15 protein-coding genes and 1 other RNA gene are annotated in these 17546 nt (G+C 56.3%); 3 read left to right on the top strand and 13 right to left on the bottom strand.

Annotation, left to right across the window (positions count from 1 at the left end):
* Positions 1–275: 275 nt before the first annotated feature.
* Entirely contained in the window at positions 276–1292 is a 1017-nt protein-coding gene (lplA, locus tag JUE67_RS00560) for a lipoate--protein ligase (RefSeq protein ID WP_203625715.1), read from the top strand.
* Positions 1293–2170: 878 nt separating this feature from the next.
* On the opposite strand, the gene JUE67_RS00555 is transcribed toward lplA, so the two are convergent.
* From JUE67_RS00555 to JUE67_RS00530, 6 genes are all read right to left on the bottom strand, one after another.
* Complete coding sequence (locus tag JUE67_RS00555) at positions 2171–2398, bottom strand: hypothetical protein (RefSeq protein WP_125696464.1); 228 nt, start codon at positions 2396–2398, stop codon at positions 2171–2173.
* 70 nt (positions 2399–2468) lie between these two features.
* On the bottom strand, positions 2469–3395 hold the full coding sequence (locus tag JUE67_RS00550; RefSeq protein ID WP_203625713.1) for an NAD(P)-dependent oxidoreductase: 927 nt from the start codon (positions 3393–3395) through the stop codon (positions 2469–2471).
* A gap of 81 nt (positions 3396–3476) precedes the next feature.
* A complete protein-coding gene (locus tag JUE67_RS00545) occupies positions 3477–4601 on the bottom strand; it encodes a THUMP domain-containing class I SAM-dependent RNA methyltransferase (RefSeq protein WP_203625711.1) in 1125 nt (374 codons plus the stop codon).
* Between the two features lie 199 nt (positions 4602–4800).
* Positions 4801–5165: RNase P RNA component class B (gene rnpB / locus JUE67_RS00540), an RNA gene on the bottom strand.
* An 11-nt stretch (positions 5166–5176) separates the two neighbouring features.
* The gene (gene gpsB / locus JUE67_RS00535) at positions 5177–5587 is read right to left on the bottom strand and encodes a cell division regulator GpsB (protein WP_203625709.1); all 411 of its coding nucleotides are present in this window, start codon (positions 5585–5587) and stop codon (positions 5177–5179) included.
* Positions 5588–5748: 161 nt separating this feature from the next.
* Positions 5749–6318, bottom strand: a complete 570-nt coding sequence (locus JUE67_RS00530) for an SLOG family protein (protein WP_203625707.1) — start codon at positions 6316–6318, stop codon at positions 5749–5751.
* A gap of 92 nt (positions 6319–6410) precedes the next feature.
* Between JUE67_RS00530 and recU the strand changes: the two genes are divergently transcribed.
* Complete coding sequence (gene recU / locus JUE67_RS00525; RefSeq protein ID WP_203625705.1) at positions 6411–7025, top strand: Holliday junction resolvase RecU; 615 nt, start codon at positions 6411–6413, stop codon at positions 7023–7025.
* Complete coding sequence (locus JUE67_RS00520; RefSeq protein ID WP_203625703.1) at positions 7018–9405, top strand: PBP1A family penicillin-binding protein; 2388 nt, start codon at positions 7018–7020, stop codon at positions 9403–9405. Before recU ends, JUE67_RS00520 begins: the two co-directional genes overlap by 8 nt.
* A gap of 179 nt (positions 9406–9584) precedes the next feature.
* Here JUE67_RS00520 and JUE67_RS00515 read toward each other — a convergent pair whose 3' ends face one another.
* The 7 genes from JUE67_RS00515 to JUE67_RS00485 form a co-directional block, all read right to left on the bottom strand.
* Entirely contained in the window at positions 9585–10052 is a 468-nt protein-coding gene (locus JUE67_RS00515; RefSeq protein WP_203625701.1) for a deoxycytidylate deaminase, read from the bottom strand.
* Entirely contained in the window at positions 10045–10701 is a 657-nt protein-coding gene (locus JUE67_RS00510) for an endonuclease III domain-containing protein (protein WP_203626049.1), read from the bottom strand. The genes JUE67_RS00515 and JUE67_RS00510 overlap by 8 nt, the downstream gene beginning before the upstream one ends.
* Positions 10702–10722: 21 nt before the next feature.
* Positions 10723–11343 carry a DnaD domain-containing protein gene (locus tag JUE67_RS00505; protein ID WP_203625699.1) on the bottom strand — a complete coding sequence of 207 codons (621 nt, stop codon included), beginning with the start codon at positions 11341–11343 and terminating at the stop codon, positions 10723–10725.
* A 110-nt stretch (positions 11344–11453) separates the two neighbouring features.
* Positions 11454–12752, bottom strand: a complete 1299-nt coding sequence (asnS, locus tag JUE67_RS00500) for an asparagine--tRNA ligase (protein ID WP_203625697.1) — start codon at positions 12750–12752, stop codon at positions 11454–11456.
* 14 nt (positions 12753–12766) lie between these two features.
* Positions 12767–13948 (bottom strand): pyridoxal phosphate-dependent aminotransferase, encoded by a 1182-nt coding sequence (locus JUE67_RS00495; RefSeq protein ID WP_203625695.1) that lies wholly within the window; start codon positions 13946–13948, stop codon positions 12767–12769.
* A gap of 27 nt (positions 13949–13975) precedes the next feature.
* A complete protein-coding gene (locus tag JUE67_RS00490; protein ID WP_203625693.1) occupies positions 13976–14467 on the bottom strand; it encodes a cell wall elongation regulator TseB-like domain-containing protein in 492 nt (163 codons plus the stop codon).
* Entirely contained in the window at positions 14436–17267 is a 2832-nt protein-coding gene (locus JUE67_RS00485; RefSeq protein WP_203625692.1) for a helicase C-terminal domain-containing protein, read from the bottom strand. The genes JUE67_RS00490 and JUE67_RS00485 overlap by 32 nt, the downstream gene beginning before the upstream one ends.
* Positions 17268–17546: the final 279 nt, after the last annotated feature.

The raw sequence follows: 17546 nt of genomic DNA, 5'->3' as shown, positions 1-17546 counted from the left end.
GCGTTCTTATTCATAGTGTCGTTATAAAAGGGTGAGGGTGCGAAGCCGAGCGTTTAGGGTGGGCAGGTAGTTCGGCCTGGGCGCTTGGTGGCGCACCTTGCCACCGAGTGACCAGGACAGCTACATGTCCCACCCCTGCTCGGTGGCGCCCAACTGAATCGAAGGTTCGAAGCCGAGCGGGAGGCCGCCCAAACCGACGGATCCTCAAGACTAGCCAAACCCGTATGAAACGCTTACAATAAAATTGTTCCCATCTCACCTAGGAGGCAAAAACCATGTACTATGTCGTGATGAAATCCCATGATATTCGGATGAACCTGGCTACTGAGCAGTATTTGATGAACAATCGCTCGTTTGATGCCCCGCTGCTTCTTTTTTACTATGAAGGCCCTAGTGTCATCGTCGGCCGCAATCAAAATACCGCGGAGGAACTCAATCAAGACTACATCGACGCGCATGATATCGTTGTGACCCGGCGGCTTTCCGGCGGTGGCGCGGTCTATCATGACCTTGGCAATCTCTGCTTTTCCTTTGTGGTCGATGCCAACGCCAGTGATTTTGGCGACTTCAAGAGCTTCACCCAGCCGATCGTCGATGCGCTCCACAGCATGGGCGCCACCACGGCAGAAGTCTCCGGCCGCAACGATATTTTGGTCGATGGAAAAAAGTTTTCCGGCAACGCGATGTATACGCGAAACGGGAAGACTTTTTCCCATGGCACCCTGATGCTTGATGTCGACATGAGCGTTGTGCCCAAGGTGCTCAACGTGCCAGCCGACAAGATCGCCAGCAAGGGCATTCAAAGCGTGCGCAGCCGGGTGACCAACCTGCGTCCGTACTTGGATCCGCAGTACCAGGATCTCACCGTGCCGGAATTCCGCGACATCCTTCTGAAGCGCCTGTTTGACGTGGACTCGCTGGATGCGATCAAGGACCGCGAATACCAGATCACGCCAGAAGACCAGGCAGCGATCGATCGCATCTACAACGAGGTCTACAGCAATTGGGATTGGGTCTATGGCCAATCCCCCGCCTACACTCAGCAGAAGCGCCAGCATTTTGACATGGGCACCATCGACGCGCGGCTGACCACCAACGAAGGCAAGATCACCGACCTCCATTTCTTCGGCGACTTCTTTGGCGCGAAAAATGCGGACGAGCTGGCCCAGACTTTGATCGGCACCGTTTACGACACGGCGCACCTCACTGAAGCGCTCAATGATGTCGATACGAACGCTTACTTTACCGGGGTGCCAAAGGAAGATCTGATCGCCTTGTTGACCAGGGCATAAACGAGTCACGCCAACTGGAAGTGGGACAAATGTCGCTCTTGGGTCCGACAGGTAAGTGTTCCAAGCGCCAGGTCCGAACTTTGGTCCAGGTGATTGGGACCTTAGCTGCTCGGACCCGGACATTTGGCCCACGACACTGCAGTAACATTAGTGCACCATACAGGAACTGGGCCAAAACAAAAAGTTTTGGCCCAGTTCCTTTTGCTATTCTGAATCTTTCGGTGGGCAGCTATTCGAAAGTAGAACTGAGTCATTTGTCTCGAATTTTTGGCCGCCCCGACTCTTTTGTCATAGAAAGATTTTTTCGTCGCGAAAAAAAAGCCAACCGGCAAAAATCGTCAGTTGGCGTCTCAAGACACACTAAAGAGGCCTCGAGAGGCCCCATTTTAAATTTTTCAGTTACGAACGTGCCGCTGTCTGCGCGGGGATGGGAGCCGCGCCCTATGTACCGTGTGTTCGTTACTCCACTGCACGCACACACGGTGATCCATCCGACCCATTTTGAACACCAGATGAAAATGGTATCCGTTGTTAACGCTTATACCCGAATCGCCAGACACGTGCCGGCGCGCTGGTGAGACAGGCCCCATGAGACTCAAGGGAAAGCTACGATCGTTCGGCAACCGGACTCGGCCGGCAGGACCACCGAAGGAATTGGACAGGAGATCAATGGGTTAGCAAGGCCCACACCTGCAATCGAGTTAACGGGATCAGTATAGTCAGATACTTACTTTTTGTCAACGGCTTCGTTTTGCCAAAGAACACTGTTATCACGGCATTGTGAACGCTTACGAAAAACTTAACATTTATGCGGATCGACAAAAGAAAACGCAGGGCTTTGATCTCGCCCTGCGCCTTCTTGCTATTTAGTTTTGATGTCACGCCCAAGCGATCTTGGTGATGGCATATTCCTGCACACGCTTATCGCCTTTGTCGGTGGCAACGGTGACCGTGCTTCGCTCCTGATAGGGTTTGACCAGCCCTGGGGTGATGCCGGAAATGATCCCGTGCAATTGCTTGCGGTCGATCGTGTGAATCTTGACCGGCCTTTTTGTCAGTAAAGCATCCTCCAGTAAGCTGATGATCTCAGTGGTGCGTTGCGCCATGAGCAGGACCTCCTTTTGTTTGCTGAAACCGATTACATTTTCAGTATAACCGTTCCGGGACAAAATTGCATCAATACCCCGCAGCCAGATCCACTTGATTTTTTCTTAAAGTCCCCGTCGCCATCAGCTGTTGAAGATTTGGCCAAAAAATATTGAAGACTTGCTGGCGCAATTGTTCAACCGTGCCCGACAAATGCGGTGTGACCAACACATCAGGCCGCGTCCACAGGCTCGAATCCGCCGGCAGCGGCTCCTGCTCAAAAACGTCAAGCGCCGCGCCGCTCAGCCAGTGGTTCTCAAGCGCCTCGATCAAGGCCGCCGTATCCACAGAGGGGCCACGGCCGACATTGATGAATAGCGGCTGGCTGGTCAGATGGGCGAAAAAGGAATGATCAAAATAATGATGCGTCGCCGGCGTCAGCGGCATCACGTTGACGATCACCTGCGCGTTTTGGCAAAGGGCGCGGCCGTTATCCGTCGTTGCGACCTGGGCGAAACCGGGCTTTGGCTCGCCATGGCGACTAACGCCATTGACCGACATGCCAAGTGCATCCAAATGCTGCGCGATGGCTTGCCCGATGTGGCCGGTGCCAAACACGACGGCTTTTTTTCCTGCGGCGGTCCACATCCTGTCGCGGTCAGTCGTCTCCCACTGCGTTGCCAGCGGATACAGGCCGCGGGCAAACGCCAACATCATCCCGGTGACGCTTTCGGCGATCGGCACCGCGTGAATGCCTGCCGTGTTGGCCACCAGAATATGCTGTGCCGCCAACGCCTTCAACGGCAAGTAGTCGACGCCGGCGGACATGGTCTGGATGAATTGCACCTGGTTTGGCCCTTCGATCAGCGCACGGCCGGTGTCGTTCCAGCCGAGAATCGCGTCGATGGACCCGGCTTGACTCGGGTCATACTGCGCCTCATCGAGCACAGTGACGCCGGCCTTTTCCAGCGTCTGGCGCCCACCTTCTGGCAATGCGAACAATGTTAGGATTTTCATAGTGGCCTCCTTTTTCGCCATTATAGCCCAATTTAATGTCGAAAAAAAGCGTTCCGCCTCGAGTGCGGAACGCTGGTAGTTTTATCGGGTTGTGGCCCAATACTGGAAATAATCCGTGCGCATCGCCCCATTATAGAGTTTGCGCCGCTTGGTGGCCCGTTGCCCAAATGATTTTTCAAATTCCAGATCAGCGGTCAGGATATACTTGCTCCAACCGGTCAATGGCCGGTAAACGTCACCCATTTCCTTGTACAGCCGGCGGGCGGCGGCCAGGTCATTCAGCCGCTTCCCGTATGGCGGGTTGGAAACGATCACGCCGCGGGGTTTGTCGGTGCGGAAATCCTTGACCGCCAGCTGCTTGAACTGAATACTGTGCAGCAGCCCAGCCTGCTTGGCATTGACGCGGGCAGTCTCGATCATATTTTGGTCCAGGTCAGCGCCAAGAATGTCGAGCTCGCGGTCAAAATCCGCCTGATCCATCGCGGCGTCTTTGGCGTCCGCTAGAATTTGCGGCTGCATAAAGAAGAAATGCTCAAAGGTAAAATGCCGCTGCAAACCAGGCGCGATGTTGTGGCCGATCAGCGCGGCTTCGATCGGAATGGTCCCAGAACCCGTGGTCGGATCATAAAACGGCATGTCGGGGTGCCAATTCGTCAACATGACTAACGCGGCCGCAAAGTTTTCCTTCAACGGCGCGTCCCCTTTTGCGATACGATAGCCGCGCTTGAACAAACTGTCGCCGGTTGTATCGATCGTCAGCGTCGCCACATCATTTAAGATCGACACCTCCAGCGGGTACAGATCCCCCGTTTCTGGCAAGCGGCCGCGGCGATGGTACACGCCTGCTAACTTTTCAACGATTGCTTTTTTCGTGATCGCCTGCGCATCGGGCTCGGAGTGCAACTTGGAGCGCACGGCCCGGCCAGCCACCGGAAATGCGGCATCCATCGGCAAATATTGATCCCATGGCAAGGCCTTGACGCCTTCAAACAGGTCGTCAAACGACAGTGCCTGGAACTGGCCGACTACGATCTTGATGCGATCCGCTGTCCGCAGCCAGATGTTGGCCGTGGCGATCGCCGATTCATCGCCGTCGAAGTAGACTTTGCCATTTTCGGTGCGGGTCTTGTAGCCCAGGTCTTGCAGCTCTTTGGTGGTCAGGCTCTCGAGCCCGGCCGCCATGGTGGCGAGAAGATGAAATTGCATGGAAGTACTCCTTTTTATAAAAGCCAAAAGTGAAATGAAACAACTGCTGGCACTACAACGTCCGGGCGGGTTCACGAAAACAGGCTCGCGGAATCGCTGATGCTTGGAAAATGATTTTTAACCGGCGTCATTCATGCGTCGCCGGGTCCTAGTTCAAAAAAACAGCCCGGGTCGCCCCGAGCTGTGCCTGTTTGTAAATCTCTATAAGCCATGTTTTGTTCCAGAACGCCTTCAGGCAGACGTCCCTTCAGTGATCATCTATCTCAGCGTTACCGCTGCTTTGCCGTTGGTTTGATTCCCATGGCATAGCGCCCCTACCAAAAGTTTGGGTTACTCGCTCGCGGGGTTTACCCGTTCCACCGTAGTCGTTTCCAGCTACGTATCGTCACTGTGGCACCTTAGAGTCGATCGGCACATAGTTACACCCTTAGCGCCATCGACTGCCGTCACCCATTACTGGGTGCCCAGGCTTATTGGGCCTGGCACGAACACTACAAGCATTTCAGCTTGTGCGGGCATGGACTTTCCTCAGCCTGCAGATGCAGACCGCGATCACTCGAGATTTACAAATTGGTTTAATATTGGTCGATCCCGCCGCCATTGTTGCTATCGGCGTTATTGCTTTGGCCGCCATCAGAAAGCTTACTGCCGAACACGTGGCGCTCAAGGTTACTCAAGCGCTTCAAGATATCGTAGTTCGTCACGTTCGCTGTCGGCTGTTGCGGCGTTTGAGCCGCAACACTCTTAGAGACGTTGAGCTGTTTGGTCAACTCATCAACACGACTGAACAGCCGCGCGTTCTCTTCATTCAACCGGTCGATCTCGGCGGTGAAACTCTCATAGTCCTTGATGATGCCGTCGAGATACTCATCGACCTCATCTTGATCATAACCGCGGACCTTGTTTTTGAAGTGCTTATCCAGAATGTCCTTGGGGCTATAGAGGATGGAAAAACCGGTCGCGTTGCTGTTTGTATTGCTATCCATAAGGAAACACCTCGTTGATCTAAAGCACAGGATAGATTGATTGTAACATATAATTTGCCCGTTGAGAATGACAAGTTTGTCAGGGTGCGTAGCCGAGCGATTAGGGGTGGACAGCTAGTGCGGCTATCCCAACTCTGCCCCACCGAAACTCGCTCTACCTATTATTCATCCTGCCGCGCCGCTTGCTGCTCCCCATAATTTCTGGCATCCTCTTCCAGATCCGGCATGGTCACCAGGTCGATCGGATAGTCCCGCCTTTTGCCTTCCGCGACAGCCGCCTCATAGGCAAACTTGGATTTGCCCTCAAACTCCGGATCATAGACGATCAGCGCCTGATCCGTGTGCTGGACCATAAACCGAGTGTAGCCGGAAAGCTGCGCAGGTTGCTTGTATGGCCCGCTTGAGGTCGAGGCAGAAAAATCCACCTGTTGGCGCAGGGTCGCCAGCGCCGCCTGATTATCCTCGTTCCAGCGATTGCCAAAATCCGCAAATGGCACCATCACCGCCACCTTGAGCGAAGGCCACGCCGGCTTTAAGGCAAGCGCAACGCTGGCGCCGCATTGCTCGATGCCCATTTCACCGCCTGTGATGACCCATTCGCCGCCGTCATCCAGGAAGGTCTGCAAATGGCTTTTTAACATATATTTAAGCACCGCAAGTTTTGGGTCGTGGGGTCCATACACATTGAGCTCCCAGCTGCGATACCCTGTGACCCATAGGCGTTTGCCCATTTTGCTGGCCCTCCTTTTCGAAAAATTGACGCAACGGCCTGATTAGGCGCAAGCGCGCTGAATTGCTATAATAGCGGTAGGAGTGTGATCTTATGCCCATCCATTACCCTAATGGTAAGCCATACCAAGGCGGCGTGCAAACCACGCGCCCGGCCGCGACCACATACGGCGGCCGCGGCATGACGCTTGAAGAGGAACTCAACGACAGCAATGCCTATTACTTGCAGGCAGGGCTGGCGGTGGTCCACAAAAAGCCGACACCGATTCAGATCGTCAAAGTCGATTACCCCCAGCGCAGCCAAGCTGTGATTCGCGAGGCCTATTTTAAGACCCCGTCGACCACAGATTATAATGGCGTTTATAAAGGGTATTATCTCGATTTTGACGCCAAGGAAACGAAGAACAAGCAGAGTTTTCCGCTCAAGAATTTTCACCCGCATCAAGTCGCGCATTTCAAAGCGTGCCTCGCGCAAGACGGCATCTGCTTTGCCCTGATTCGCTTTGTCACGCTCAAGCGCCTCTTCGTTTATCCCGCGTCTGCCCTGCTGGAATACTGGCGAGCGGCGCAAGATGACGGGCGCAAGTCGATTCCGCTGATGGAGATCGAGGCCAATGGGTTTGAGATCCACCCTGCCCTGCAGCCGCTGATTCCGTATTTAGGCGCTGTCGATCAACTTATTGAAAAGAGGTCCCACCAACATGGCTAATCAATCTGCGCCATCACGCATGGCCAAGCGTCGCCAGCGGCCAACCAAGCCGAAGAAAAAACGCAACCGGTTCCTATCCGTCTTGAAGTGGCTGGTCATTTTGTTTTTAGCCGCGGTGGCAGCGGGCGTCGGACTTTTTGCTTATTATGCAAAAGACGCCCCAACACTGACCAAGGCCGACTTGATCGACGGGAGTAGCGCCATTCTTTACGCCGCCGACAATAAAGAATTCGCGACCCTGGGCACAAAAAATACCGTCTACGTCAGCGCGAATAATATTCCGACTCAGTTGAAACAGGCCGTGGTGTCGATCGAAGACCGGCGTTTTTACCAGGAAAAATTCGGCATCGACCCAATTCGAATCGGTGGCGCGGCGCTGAACAACGTGGTCGGCAAGCTCACGGGCAATGGCTCCGGGCTTGAAGGGGGATCGACCCTCACCCAGCAATTAGTCAAACTGTCCGTCTTTTCCACCAAGGCCTCGGATCAGACATTCCGGCGCAAGGCGCAGGAAGCCTGGCTCGCGATGCAAGTCGAGCGGACCTACTCCAAGGATCAGATCTTGGAATTCTATATCAATAAGGTCTACATGGATAATGGTCAGTACGGAATGGCCACCGGCGCCAAGTACTATTATGGCAAGGACCTCAAGCAGCTGACGCTGGCGCAGACCGCGCTGATCGCCGGGATGCCGCAGTCGCCGGTCGGCTATGACCCCTACGAGCATCCAGAAGCCGCAAAGACCCGCCGCGATGCCGTGCTTGCGGCGATGCTGCGCGACAAGAAGATCACCAAGGCGCAAGCGGCGACGGCCACGGCCACGCCGATCACGGATGGCCTGGTCAAGCAGACCGCCGCGAAAAATGAGACCGAAACGGACAAGGTGATCGATTCCTATTTAACGGAAGTCATCGCCGAAGTGAAGAAAAAGATGAATGCCAATCCTTACACGGATGGCCTGAAGATCTACACCAATTTAAATATGAAGGCGCAAAAGCGGTTGTATGAGATCGTCAATTCGGATGATTACGTCACCTTCCCTGATAATAAGATGCAGGTGGCCGTCACCATGACCGATCCAAACACCGGGAATGTGATCGCCCAGATCGGCGGCCGCAAAACTGGGGATGTCCGGCTCGGCTTCAACCGCGCGACTCGCAACACCCGCAGCAACGGCTCGACCATGAAGCCACTGATGGCATATGGCCCCGCGATCGAATATCTGAATTATTCCACCTACCAGCAGCTCGATGACAGCAAGTACATCTATCCTGGCACAAGCACCCAGCTTTACGACTGGGACCGCACCTATCTTGGCATGATGTCGATGCGCGCGGCGCTGGTTCAGTCCCGCAACGTCCCGGCTGTGCGCACGCTAGAAGAAGTCGGCATGTCCAAAGCCGTCAACTTCCTCAAGGGCCTCGGCATCGATCTGCCAAAAGACGAGCAGTATGGCTCAAGCGCGATCGGCGCCTCAGTGACAACTGAGGAAGAAGCCGCCGCATATGGGGCTTTTGCCAACGGTGGAACGTATTACGAGCCGACCTATATCCGCAAAGTCGTGAAACCGGATGGGACCACGGTTGATTTTACTGCCAATGGTAGTCGCGCCATGAAATCCAGCACAGCGTACATGATCACAGACATGCTCAAGGGCGTGTTCAGTGGCAGTGGCACCGCGACTTCCGCGGCGATCAGTGGGCTCTACCAGGCCGGCAAGACTGGGACCACGGATTACAGCGAAGCCGAACTGGCCGCCAACCCGGCCCTCAACCAGACAGGCATCGCCAAAGACGCCTGGTTCACCGGCTACACCCGCCAGCGTGTGATCTCTGTTTGGACCGGCTACGATAAGGCGACAGAGGCTGGGTTAAATTATTCCCAGCAGACCATTTCCCAGCAGATCTATAAAGCTTTGATGACTTACGATATTGAGACGCAAGACCTCAAAAATGAGGATTGGACGAAGCCCGATTCGGTCCTGGTCGAACATATTTTACGCGGCTCCAACCCTGGCACCGCCGTCACCGGCAACACCGCCAACACGACCCGCGAGCTGTATGTCCGCGGCTACGGCCCGACCACGCAGACCACGGTCAAGACCGAAAAGGAAAGCAGCAGTTCCTCCTCCTCTTCATCCTCGTCTTCTGAAAAGTCCAGCTCCTCGAGCAGTCGCGAAAAGCCGGACGAAACCTCCGATTCCGAGACGGAAGAAAGTTCCTCATCGAGCGCCTCTGGGACTGACAACGAGACGGCCCCTGGAACAGACGATGGCGGCGGCACGGAGACTGAAAGCAGTAGTTCCAGCGTCACCTCGAGCAGTAGTAGTGGGACCAACGATGGCCAAAACACCGACGAAGGTACCCCACCCGGCGACTGACCTCGCGTAAACAAAATAGCTTTAGGTCAATAGATCCGGCAAGCGCAGACATGAAACGCGCTTGCCGGATCTTTTTTGCGGCCGCGGCGCCGCCTTGATCGATTCCACGAAAAAAGGCCGGCACTGACGCCGACCTCCCGTTCTCATCGTCAACCAGAGAAGCCCAAACTGACCCGCGATCAGTCTTCCGGCATTGCCACCTTGACGACCTTGATGGCATGGCTGTTGAGCAGCGCCACCGCGTATGGGTCGTTGTGGTAGTCATGCGCGTAATAGATCGCCTTCACGCCGGATTGAATCAGCGCCTTAGTGCAATTCAGGCAAGGATAATACGTGACATAAACACTTGCCCCGCGCGTGGATACCCCATTCAAGGCGCACTGCAAGATCGCATTCATTTCCGCATGCAGCGTGCGAATGCAGTGCCCATCGCGCATCAAATGCCCCGCCTCATCGCAGTGCGGGTCACCGGAGATACTGCCATTGTAGCCGGTCGCGATAATGCGATGGTCCTGGACCAAAACAGCGCCGACCGTTGCCCGTTCACAAGTGGACCGGGCAGCCACGGTGGTCGCCAATTTCATGAAGTACTGCGCCCAACTTTCGCGGGCCGCGTGACGTGCGGAAGGAACGATCTCATCACTCATTGGTTGCTCTCCTTTGTAGCGGTCGATAATAGTCGGCAAATGCTTGCCAGTCTGCGCCCGGCGGCAGCTCGGGGCGGCGCGCCGACAGCCACTCGCGGCCGAGTCTGATCAGCGCGCGATGCAAATTGATCCAGGTATCCGGTGGCATCAAATGTTCCAAATAGGCCTGAATCTGCGTGGGCGTGGCGCGCTGAGGCACCAGCCCAAAGCCTTTGATGATGCGGCTGACATGGGTATCGACGGCGATACCCGGCACGCCGAATGCATCGGTGCGCACCACGGTCGCTGTTTTCCGCCCGACACCTGGCAATTGGGTCAATTCCGCATAAGTCTGCGGCACCACGCCGCCAAACTGATCCACAAGCGCGGCACTCAGCGCTTGCAAGTACTTGGCCTTATTGTGGTACAACCCGAGCCGGTCGATGTAGGCTTCAAGCGCAGCCGGCGTGGCCGCCGCCATGGCCGCTGGGGTCGGATACGCCTGAAACAGCGCCGGTGTGCAGGCGTTGACCGCCACATCCGTCGTTTGGGCCGAGAGCATCACTGCAACCAGAATCTGAAATGGCGACTCGGCATTCAGGGTGGGCTGCGCATCTGGATACAGCTTCAACACCAGTCCCATCAATGTACGGGCCTGCGCCACCGTCATTTTTGCCATTTCATGCCTCCGTTAGAGTCCGTTTTTTTGCCGCTTCAGATCTGCCTGGACCTGCGCGGCAGTTGTCAGGTGGCGGCGCTCCCAGTTGATCAAAATGCGATCCATGTAGCGCAGCGAATACGCCTGATTGAGCACCGCCTCGCGCAGCGCCAAACTGATCACGGCCGGCTCGTAATGATCCACATTCAGCCAATCGCTGATCGTCTGTTGCTCAATTGGCGAAAGTGGCCGGCCGAATTCGACCTCGATCTCATTGAAGATCTGCCGCCCGGCATTGAGGGCCTGAACGGTGGCCGGCTGCGCGGTCGGCGCGGTCAACAACTTTGCCAGCAGCGGGGTCACATCGTACTGATCGACGGCGCGGCCCGCCTCATCTTGGCGACTGACCAACTGCACCGCCCCTTTTTTGATCAAGCTGGCGATCACGTTGTAGGTCTCGTTTTTCGCGAGTTTCATGCTTTGGGCGAACGTATCGAGTTCCGGTGCCTCATCATGCTGGCTGGCCCATTGCGTCAAAAACAGGTAGACGATCAGCTCATGTTGGGTCAGATCACTTGTCGCAAAGCCGCTGAAAAGCGCATTTGACAACGCCACCTGACCAGCTGCCAAATAGGCATTCAACTCATTGTTCATGGCCAGTCCTCCTCAAATTTTTTGACAAAAAAGCTGAGCCTGCGCCCAGCTTTTGCTGTTGGAAATGGGACAAAACAATTTGCCCCACCTCCGCTTCGTGCGTGATGCGATCACGGCTTGAGGCGGTTGAGCATCCGCGGGAACGGAATCGCTTCGCGCAAATGATCGAGGTGGCAGATCCACGTGATCGCGCGCTCAAGGCCAAGGCCAAAACCGGCATGCGGCACACTGCCATACTTGCGCAGATCCAGATACCAGCCGTATTCGTTCATATCCAGGCCCTTCGCTTCGATTGCAGCCTGAAGCTTGTCGTAGTCCCATTCACGCTCGGACCCACCGATGATCTCGCCGTAGCCCTCTGGTGCCAGCATGTCGGCGCAGACATAAGTATCATCGCGGCCTTCTTCTGGCAACATGTAAAAAGGCTTGATGGCTTTTGGATAGTTCAGGACAAAGACCGGCTGCTCGAATTGATCGGACAGATAGGTCTCTTCCGGCGAGCCAAAATCATCGCCCCATTTGACGTCAAAATCCGCCGCCTGAAGCATTTCAATTGCCTTGTCATAACGAATGCGCGGATATGGCAGCTGGGTGTATTTGCGCAGCTGATCGATATCGCGATCCAGCAGGGTCAATTCATACGAGCAATGGTCGATCACATTTTGCACCAACGTGGCGATGTAGCGCTCTTGAACCTGCAGACTCTCTTCCTGATGGGTGAAGGCCATCTCGGGCTCGATCATCCAAAATTCGGTCAGATGGCGCCGCGTTTTCGACTTCTCCGCACGAAAGACTGGGCCAAATGTGAAGACCTTGCCATACGCCATCGCGCCGGCTTCAGCATACAGCTGGCCGGATTGGCTCAGATAAGCCTTTTCATCAAAATACTTGGTCTGGAACAACTCGGTGGTGCCTTCCGGAGCGGAACCGGTCAGAATCGGACTGTCCATCTTGATGAAGCCTTCTTGATTGAAGAATTCATATGTCGTCCGGATCATTTCGTTGCGAATCTGCTGGATGGCAAATTGCCGGCTGGACCGCAGCCACAGATGACGATGATCGAGCAAAAATTCGATGCCGTGTTCCTTAGGGGTGATCGGGTAGTCGCCGGAATCGCCGACCACTTTCAGATCCTGTACTTCGATCTCATAACCGAAGTGGCTGCGCGTGTCCTCATGAATGGTCCCGGTGATGCTCAGGCTCGTTTCCTGGCGCAGCGTTTTGGCGGTCTCAAAGACTTCCTCGCTGACGGCACTTTTCACGACCACGCCTTGGAAGTAAGCCGAGCCATCGCGCAGCTGTAAAAATGCGATCTTGCCAGAAGACCGTTTGTCGGTCAGCCAGCCATTGATCTGGACAACCTCGTCAACATGGTCTTTTGCGTCTTTGATGCGAATGATTTCTGTCATTGGATCTGATCCCCTTACCTATATTTTTTCATAAATGCTTGCATGCGATCAAGCGCGGCCTTGAGTGTCGCCTCGCTTGCCGCATAGCTGATGCGCAGGTGGTCCGGCATGCCAAACGCGCGGCCCGGCACCACCGCCACCCCTGTTTTCGCCAACAGCGCCGCCGCAAAGTCGTCCACCGTGGAAAAGCCGGTCATCTGCGCGGCTTCGATCGCGCGCGGAAACAGGTAAAATGCGCCTTGTGGTTTTTCCTCCAGCTGAAAGCCTGACAGCTGACTGAGCCGTGGCCAGACGAGATCCAGCCGTTTTTCAAAAGCATCGCACATTTGAAAAACGGTTCGATCGTCGCCTGTATACGCGGCCAGCGCGGCATATTGGGCCACCGCCGTCGCGTTGCCGGTGGTGTGGCCGATGAAGGTCGCCATCGCCTGCATCAACTTGCGCGGCCCCGCCGCAAACCCGATGCGCCAGCCGGTCATCGCATACGACTTCGAGACCCCTGAGATCAACACGGTGTTGGCGACGGTCTCCGGCGAGAGTTCTGTCAGTGAAGTGTACGCGACGTCGTGATAGATCAGGTCGCGGTAAATGTCATCCGCGATCAGCAGCACCCCATGGGCCACGGCCCAGTCGCCGATCGCCTGAAGCTCGGCCCGCGAATAAACGGCGCCGGTCGGATTTTGCGGCGAGTTGATGATCACCGCCTTGGTGGCCGGCCCGCGCTGCGCTTCCAGCTGCGCCGGCGTCACCTTGAACGTCGCCGCACTCGGCACCAGGATCGGCCGGCCGCCTGCCAGTTTGATCTGCTCGATGTAAGAGACCCAGGCTGGTATCGGCACCAGCACCTCATCTCCCGGCTCAAGCAACACCGAAAACAGGCTGTACAGCGCAAACTTGGCGCCGGTCGTCACGACGATCTGCGTTGGGTCATACGTCGCCCCACCGCGCGTTGCAAGATGCGTCGCGATCGCCTTTTTCAACGCCGGCAAGCCCGTGGCAGGCAGGTAAAAACTGGCCTGGTTTGCATCGATGGCCGTCTTCGCCGCCGCATCGATAAACGCCGGGGTGGGAAAATCCGGCTGGCCGATCGACAGGTCAAAAACGGCCTGGCCCTGCGCCTTCATGGCCTTTGTCTGCGCCGCAACAGCCAGTGTTGCGCTTGGCGTGATCGCCGCGATCTTTTTTGCTACCTGCACACACATGCCTTCTTCACGCTCGATTGACTACAGCCCGCGGATGGATTGCAATTGCTCACCGTCGCTGAAGGCATACGTCACGTACCCCAGTTTACCAGACTTCAGCTGGTAGCCAACATCCCAAACAAATTTCTTTCCTCTTTTTGACAGCCCCACATTGACGATCTTCTTCGGCGAAAAGGTTGCGGTGGCTTGGGCCTTGGCCTTGGCCGCCGAGATGCCGGTGTTCGTCGGCAAAACAGTGACCTTCCCCGTCTTTTGCCGAATCACGACATAGACCGCTTGGCCATCTTTTTGCTTGCCGCCGACCGTCAGATACGATTCGCGCTGGCGGTCCCAGTAAAACGCCGTCGGGTCGGCGACACCTGCCTGCTTGGCGGCAATGGATTCCGCTTCGCTGCGGACTTGGCGAATCGGGGAAGTCGCGCGATAGAAAATGGCGAAGATGATCGCAGCAAGGACAATGATGCCTGCGATCCAGGCGGTTTTATGCCATGTCGGACGACGTGCTTGACGCATGAGATGCCTCCTTTTTTGTCATTGGGCGATGTTCCAGCCAGGAGCGCGCATAGGCCCCGATCTGGGCGGTCGGTAAGGTCAGCGGCCGCACCGCGGGCAGTGCCTTCAACATGCGCGTCCCATAAGCAGTCGACAACAGCCGCGGATCCAGCACGATGAAGACCCCGCGATCGGTTTCCGTGCGAATGAGCCGGCCAAAACTTTGGCGCAGTCTGAGCGTCGCGCGCGGCAGGCTGTCCGCCTCAAATGGTGAGCGGCCCGCTGCCTGTAGTTGCGCCCCCCGCGCCTTGACCACCGGATCATCCGGCACATCAAATGGCAGGTGAGTCAAGATTACGCGCTCCAGCTGACGATCCGGATAATCGATGCCCTCAAAGAAACTCGCCGCGCCCAGCAGCAAACTGTTATCCGCGATGGCAAACCGCTTGGCGATTTTTTCCGCGGAGCCAGTGACGCCCTGGGCCAGCAGTTCCTTGCGCCTGGCGACCGGCTGATGCAATAAGCGGATGTACACACTTTTGATCATCGCAAGCGACGTGAACAGCACGATCGTCTGGTGGTCGTCATCCGCGAGCTGGCTGATGGCCTTGGCGTAATAATCCGCCAATTCATTTTGCTGAGTCGGCTGAGGCTGTGGCGCGTCATCGGCGACAAATAGCTGGGCCTGCTGGTGGTAATGAAACGGACTGCGGAAAACAAATTCCTGCGAGCCGTCAAGTTGCGAATAGCCGAGCTGGGCCGTCAAGTACTGGAAATTGCGGTCGACGCGCAACGTCGCCCCCACAAAGACCGGCGCCGTGAAATGACTCAGCAGCGCCTGAATCTGATGTCCCGCGAAAAATAGGTCCCATGTGATCTGCAGGCTGGACACATCGCTGCGATTGAGCAATGTCAGACACACCACGCCGTCTTCTCCGGCCCGCATCGCCGCCGGATCCAGGCTCGTGATCGCCTCGGCCTGCTCACCCAACCGTTCCAACAACCCATCCAGCGCCTGAAACGCCGGCGCATCACCGACCAAAAACCGGTCTGGCTCAGCCTGAAACCCAGCCCCAAGCGCCGCGCCCCCTGTGAGGATCCCTGCAAGCTGATTTTGCAGTTTGCCCAGCGGCTGCTTGAGATGATCCAGCAGCCAGGACACCTCGTCTGCATGAAGCGGCACCTGAATGAACCCAGGCGTTTGACTGCGTCCGAGGTCGAAATGATGGTAGAGGGTCTGCTGAAGGTCTTCCACCAACTCGCTGGCCGCGCGCACCAACGTCTGGAAACTGCTCAGCTGATACCGCATCAGCGCGTCATCCGCAAAGATCTGGGTCAGATCTCGCCGCGTGCCGCCATGATCGATCGTGGCCAACACGCTACCCAGCAGTTGGTGCAGCCGACGCAGATCGATTTTTTGAGAAAAAGCCGCCGCCGTTTGATCGGCAAAATGTTGCGCCTCATCCACGACCAGGTATGGCCGGCCGTGGCTGGCAAGCAGATCGCTGTGCCGCGCCAAATAGGCATGGTTGGTCACGATCACCTGCGCAGACGCCAGGGCGTGCTGAACCTGGCCATAAAAATCAACACTGCGATACGGATCATTGGCCGGCAGCGGCTCCCCTGTCGAGCGCACCTGCGCAAACAGCGGGGCGCGATAATTTGTCAGATGCAGCTCATCCAGATCGCCGGTCGTGGTCTCAGTCAACCAAACGATCAATTTCATTTGAAGCAGACGCGTCAACCGATTGGGCTCGCGCACCGCCAGCGTCGCGTCAAACTTCGCAAGGTCCAGATAATGGCGCGGACTTTTCAGCAATACGGCCGAGACTGGGTGCTGCAACAGTTGCCCCAACAGCGGAATCGTTTCGTTCACCAACTGGGCCTGCAACACATTGGTCGAGGTGGCAACGACGACCTGCTGCGCGGCATCCGTCAAAAACGCGTACGGCAACAGATAGCCCAGCGACTTGCCCAAACCCGTGCCGGCTTCGATCATCAGCGGCTGGCGCGGTCCGCAGACATTTTGATAGATGGCATCCATCATCTCCGCCTGCCCCTTGCGAAACCGCAATGTCGGCATGAGCACTGCTTTTTTCGCCCGATCCGTCAACGGAAAATCGGTCGCGGAAACGCCCGTCGCCACCGGCTGGGCGGACTGGCGCAAAATAAACGGGCCGACTTGGCGTTGATCATGAGCCAGCGGGCGCAACGGCTGCACCAAGCTAGCCAGAAAGTCACCAGTATCGCGCAACAGATTTTTCCCCAGTTGCGCCAAATGCCGCTGGGTGACAGTTGGCAGCGCCCGAAACCGATCGGCGAGCGCCAGCAATAACTTCGCCGTGCTGATCGCATCGCTGTCCGCACGATGCGGATTGTCATGGCGAATCGCAAGCACGGAGGTCAGGTCGCTCAAGCGAAAACTGGCCTGCGTTGGCAGGAGGATCTGCGCCAATTCAACAGTGTCGATGCCTGGCTGGGTCAGCACAGGCTCCCCCACCTCGGCCAAGGCGGCGCTGAGGAATGGATAATCGAAATTGATGTTGTGTGCAACGATCACGGTGCCTTCCAGCAGGCCACTGATGGTGCTGGCAACGTCATCAAAATACGGCGCCGCGGTCAGGTCCGCGGGCCGGATGCCCGTCAGCTGCTGAATCGCCTCGGGCACGGAACGCTCGGGGTTGATCAGCTGCGAGACGGTCTGGATGATCTTGCCGCGCTGCAAGAGCGCACAGCCAAATTGAATGATGCGGTCGCCGTCTTCGATCGACGTGCCGGTTGTTTCTAGATCGATCACCGCATAGATGGTGTCAGATCCCATTTTACTCACCAAAATTCCGTTGTAGTTGGTTCCAGTTTACTATGTATCCGCCCGTTGCGCCAATTTTGCTGGAAAATCGACGGTGCCTGGAGGTGTTGGCCCCCGGGTGGGCTCCGGCCGAAAATTCGCTGGCGACCGGAGTAGAGCGGACAAGCAACTTTGAGCCCGCAAAGTTCGCGGTCTTAAAGCTCACTTTCGTTGTAAGCGGCACAGCCGCTAACAACGACGAGGGGGCTGAGCGATTTTCGGCCGGAGCCCACCCTCACATCACACGTTGAT

The organism is Lacticaseibacillus mingshuiensis (genome assembly GCF_016861785.1).
GTDB classification, from domain to species: Bacteria; Bacillota; Bacilli; order Lactobacillales; family Lactobacillaceae; genus Lacticaseibacillus; species Lacticaseibacillus mingshuiensis.
This window is presented reverse-complemented; position numbering and strand designations above follow the sequence as displayed.

Bases quoted from the DNA above. Each gene is read 5' to 3' on its own strand.
- JUE67_RS00485 (WP_203625692.1), bottom strand. From the start codon at position 17,267: ATGGGATCTGACACCATCTATGCGGTGATCGATCTAGAAACAACCGGC.
- JUE67_RS00505 (WP_203625699.1), bottom strand. From the start codon at position 11,343: ATGAACAATGAGTTGAATGCCTATTTGGCAGCTGGTCAGGTGGCGTTG.
- JUE67_RS00490 (WP_203625693.1), bottom strand. From the start codon at position 14,467: ATGCGTCAAGCACGTCGTCCGACATGGCATAAAACCGCCTGGATCGCA.
- JUE67_RS00550 (WP_203625713.1), bottom strand. From the start codon at position 3,395: ATGAAAATCCTAACATTGTTCGCATTGCCAGAAGGTGGGCGCCAGACG.
- JUE67_RS00515 (WP_203625701.1), bottom strand. From the start codon at position 10,052: ATGAGTGATGAGATCGTTCCTTCCGCACGTCACGCGGCCCGCGAAAGT.
- JUE67_RS00530 (WP_203625707.1), bottom strand. From the start codon at position 6,318: ATGGGCAAACGCCTATGGGTCACAGGGTATCGCAGCTGGGAGCTCAAT.
- recU (WP_203625705.1), top strand. From the start codon at position 6,411: ATGCCCATCCATTACCCTAATGGTAAGCCATACCAAGGCGGCGTGCAA.
- lplA (WP_203625715.1), top strand. From the start codon at position 276: ATGTACTATGTCGTGATGAAATCCCATGATATTCGGATGAACCTGGCT.
- JUE67_RS00555 (WP_125696464.1), bottom strand. From the start codon at position 2,398: ATGGCGCAACGCACCACTGAGATCATCAGCTTACTGGAGGATGCTTTA.
- JUE67_RS00520 (WP_203625703.1), top strand. From the start codon at position 7,018: ATGGCTAATCAATCTGCGCCATCACGCATGGCCAAGCGTCGCCAGCGG.
- gpsB (WP_203625709.1), bottom strand. From the start codon at position 5,587: ATGGATAGCAATACAAACAGCAACGCGACCGGTTTTTCCATCCTCTAT.
- asnS (WP_203625697.1), bottom strand. From the start codon at position 12,752: ATGACAGAAATCATTCGCATCAAAGACGCAAAAGACCATGTTGACGAG.
- JUE67_RS00510 (WP_203626049.1), bottom strand. From the start codon at position 10,701: ATGACGGTGGCGCAGGCCCGTACATTGATGGGACTGGTGTTGAAGCTG.
- JUE67_RS00545 (WP_203625711.1), bottom strand. From the start codon at position 4,601: ATGCAATTTCATCTTCTCGCCACCATGGCGGCCGGGCTCGAGAGCCTG.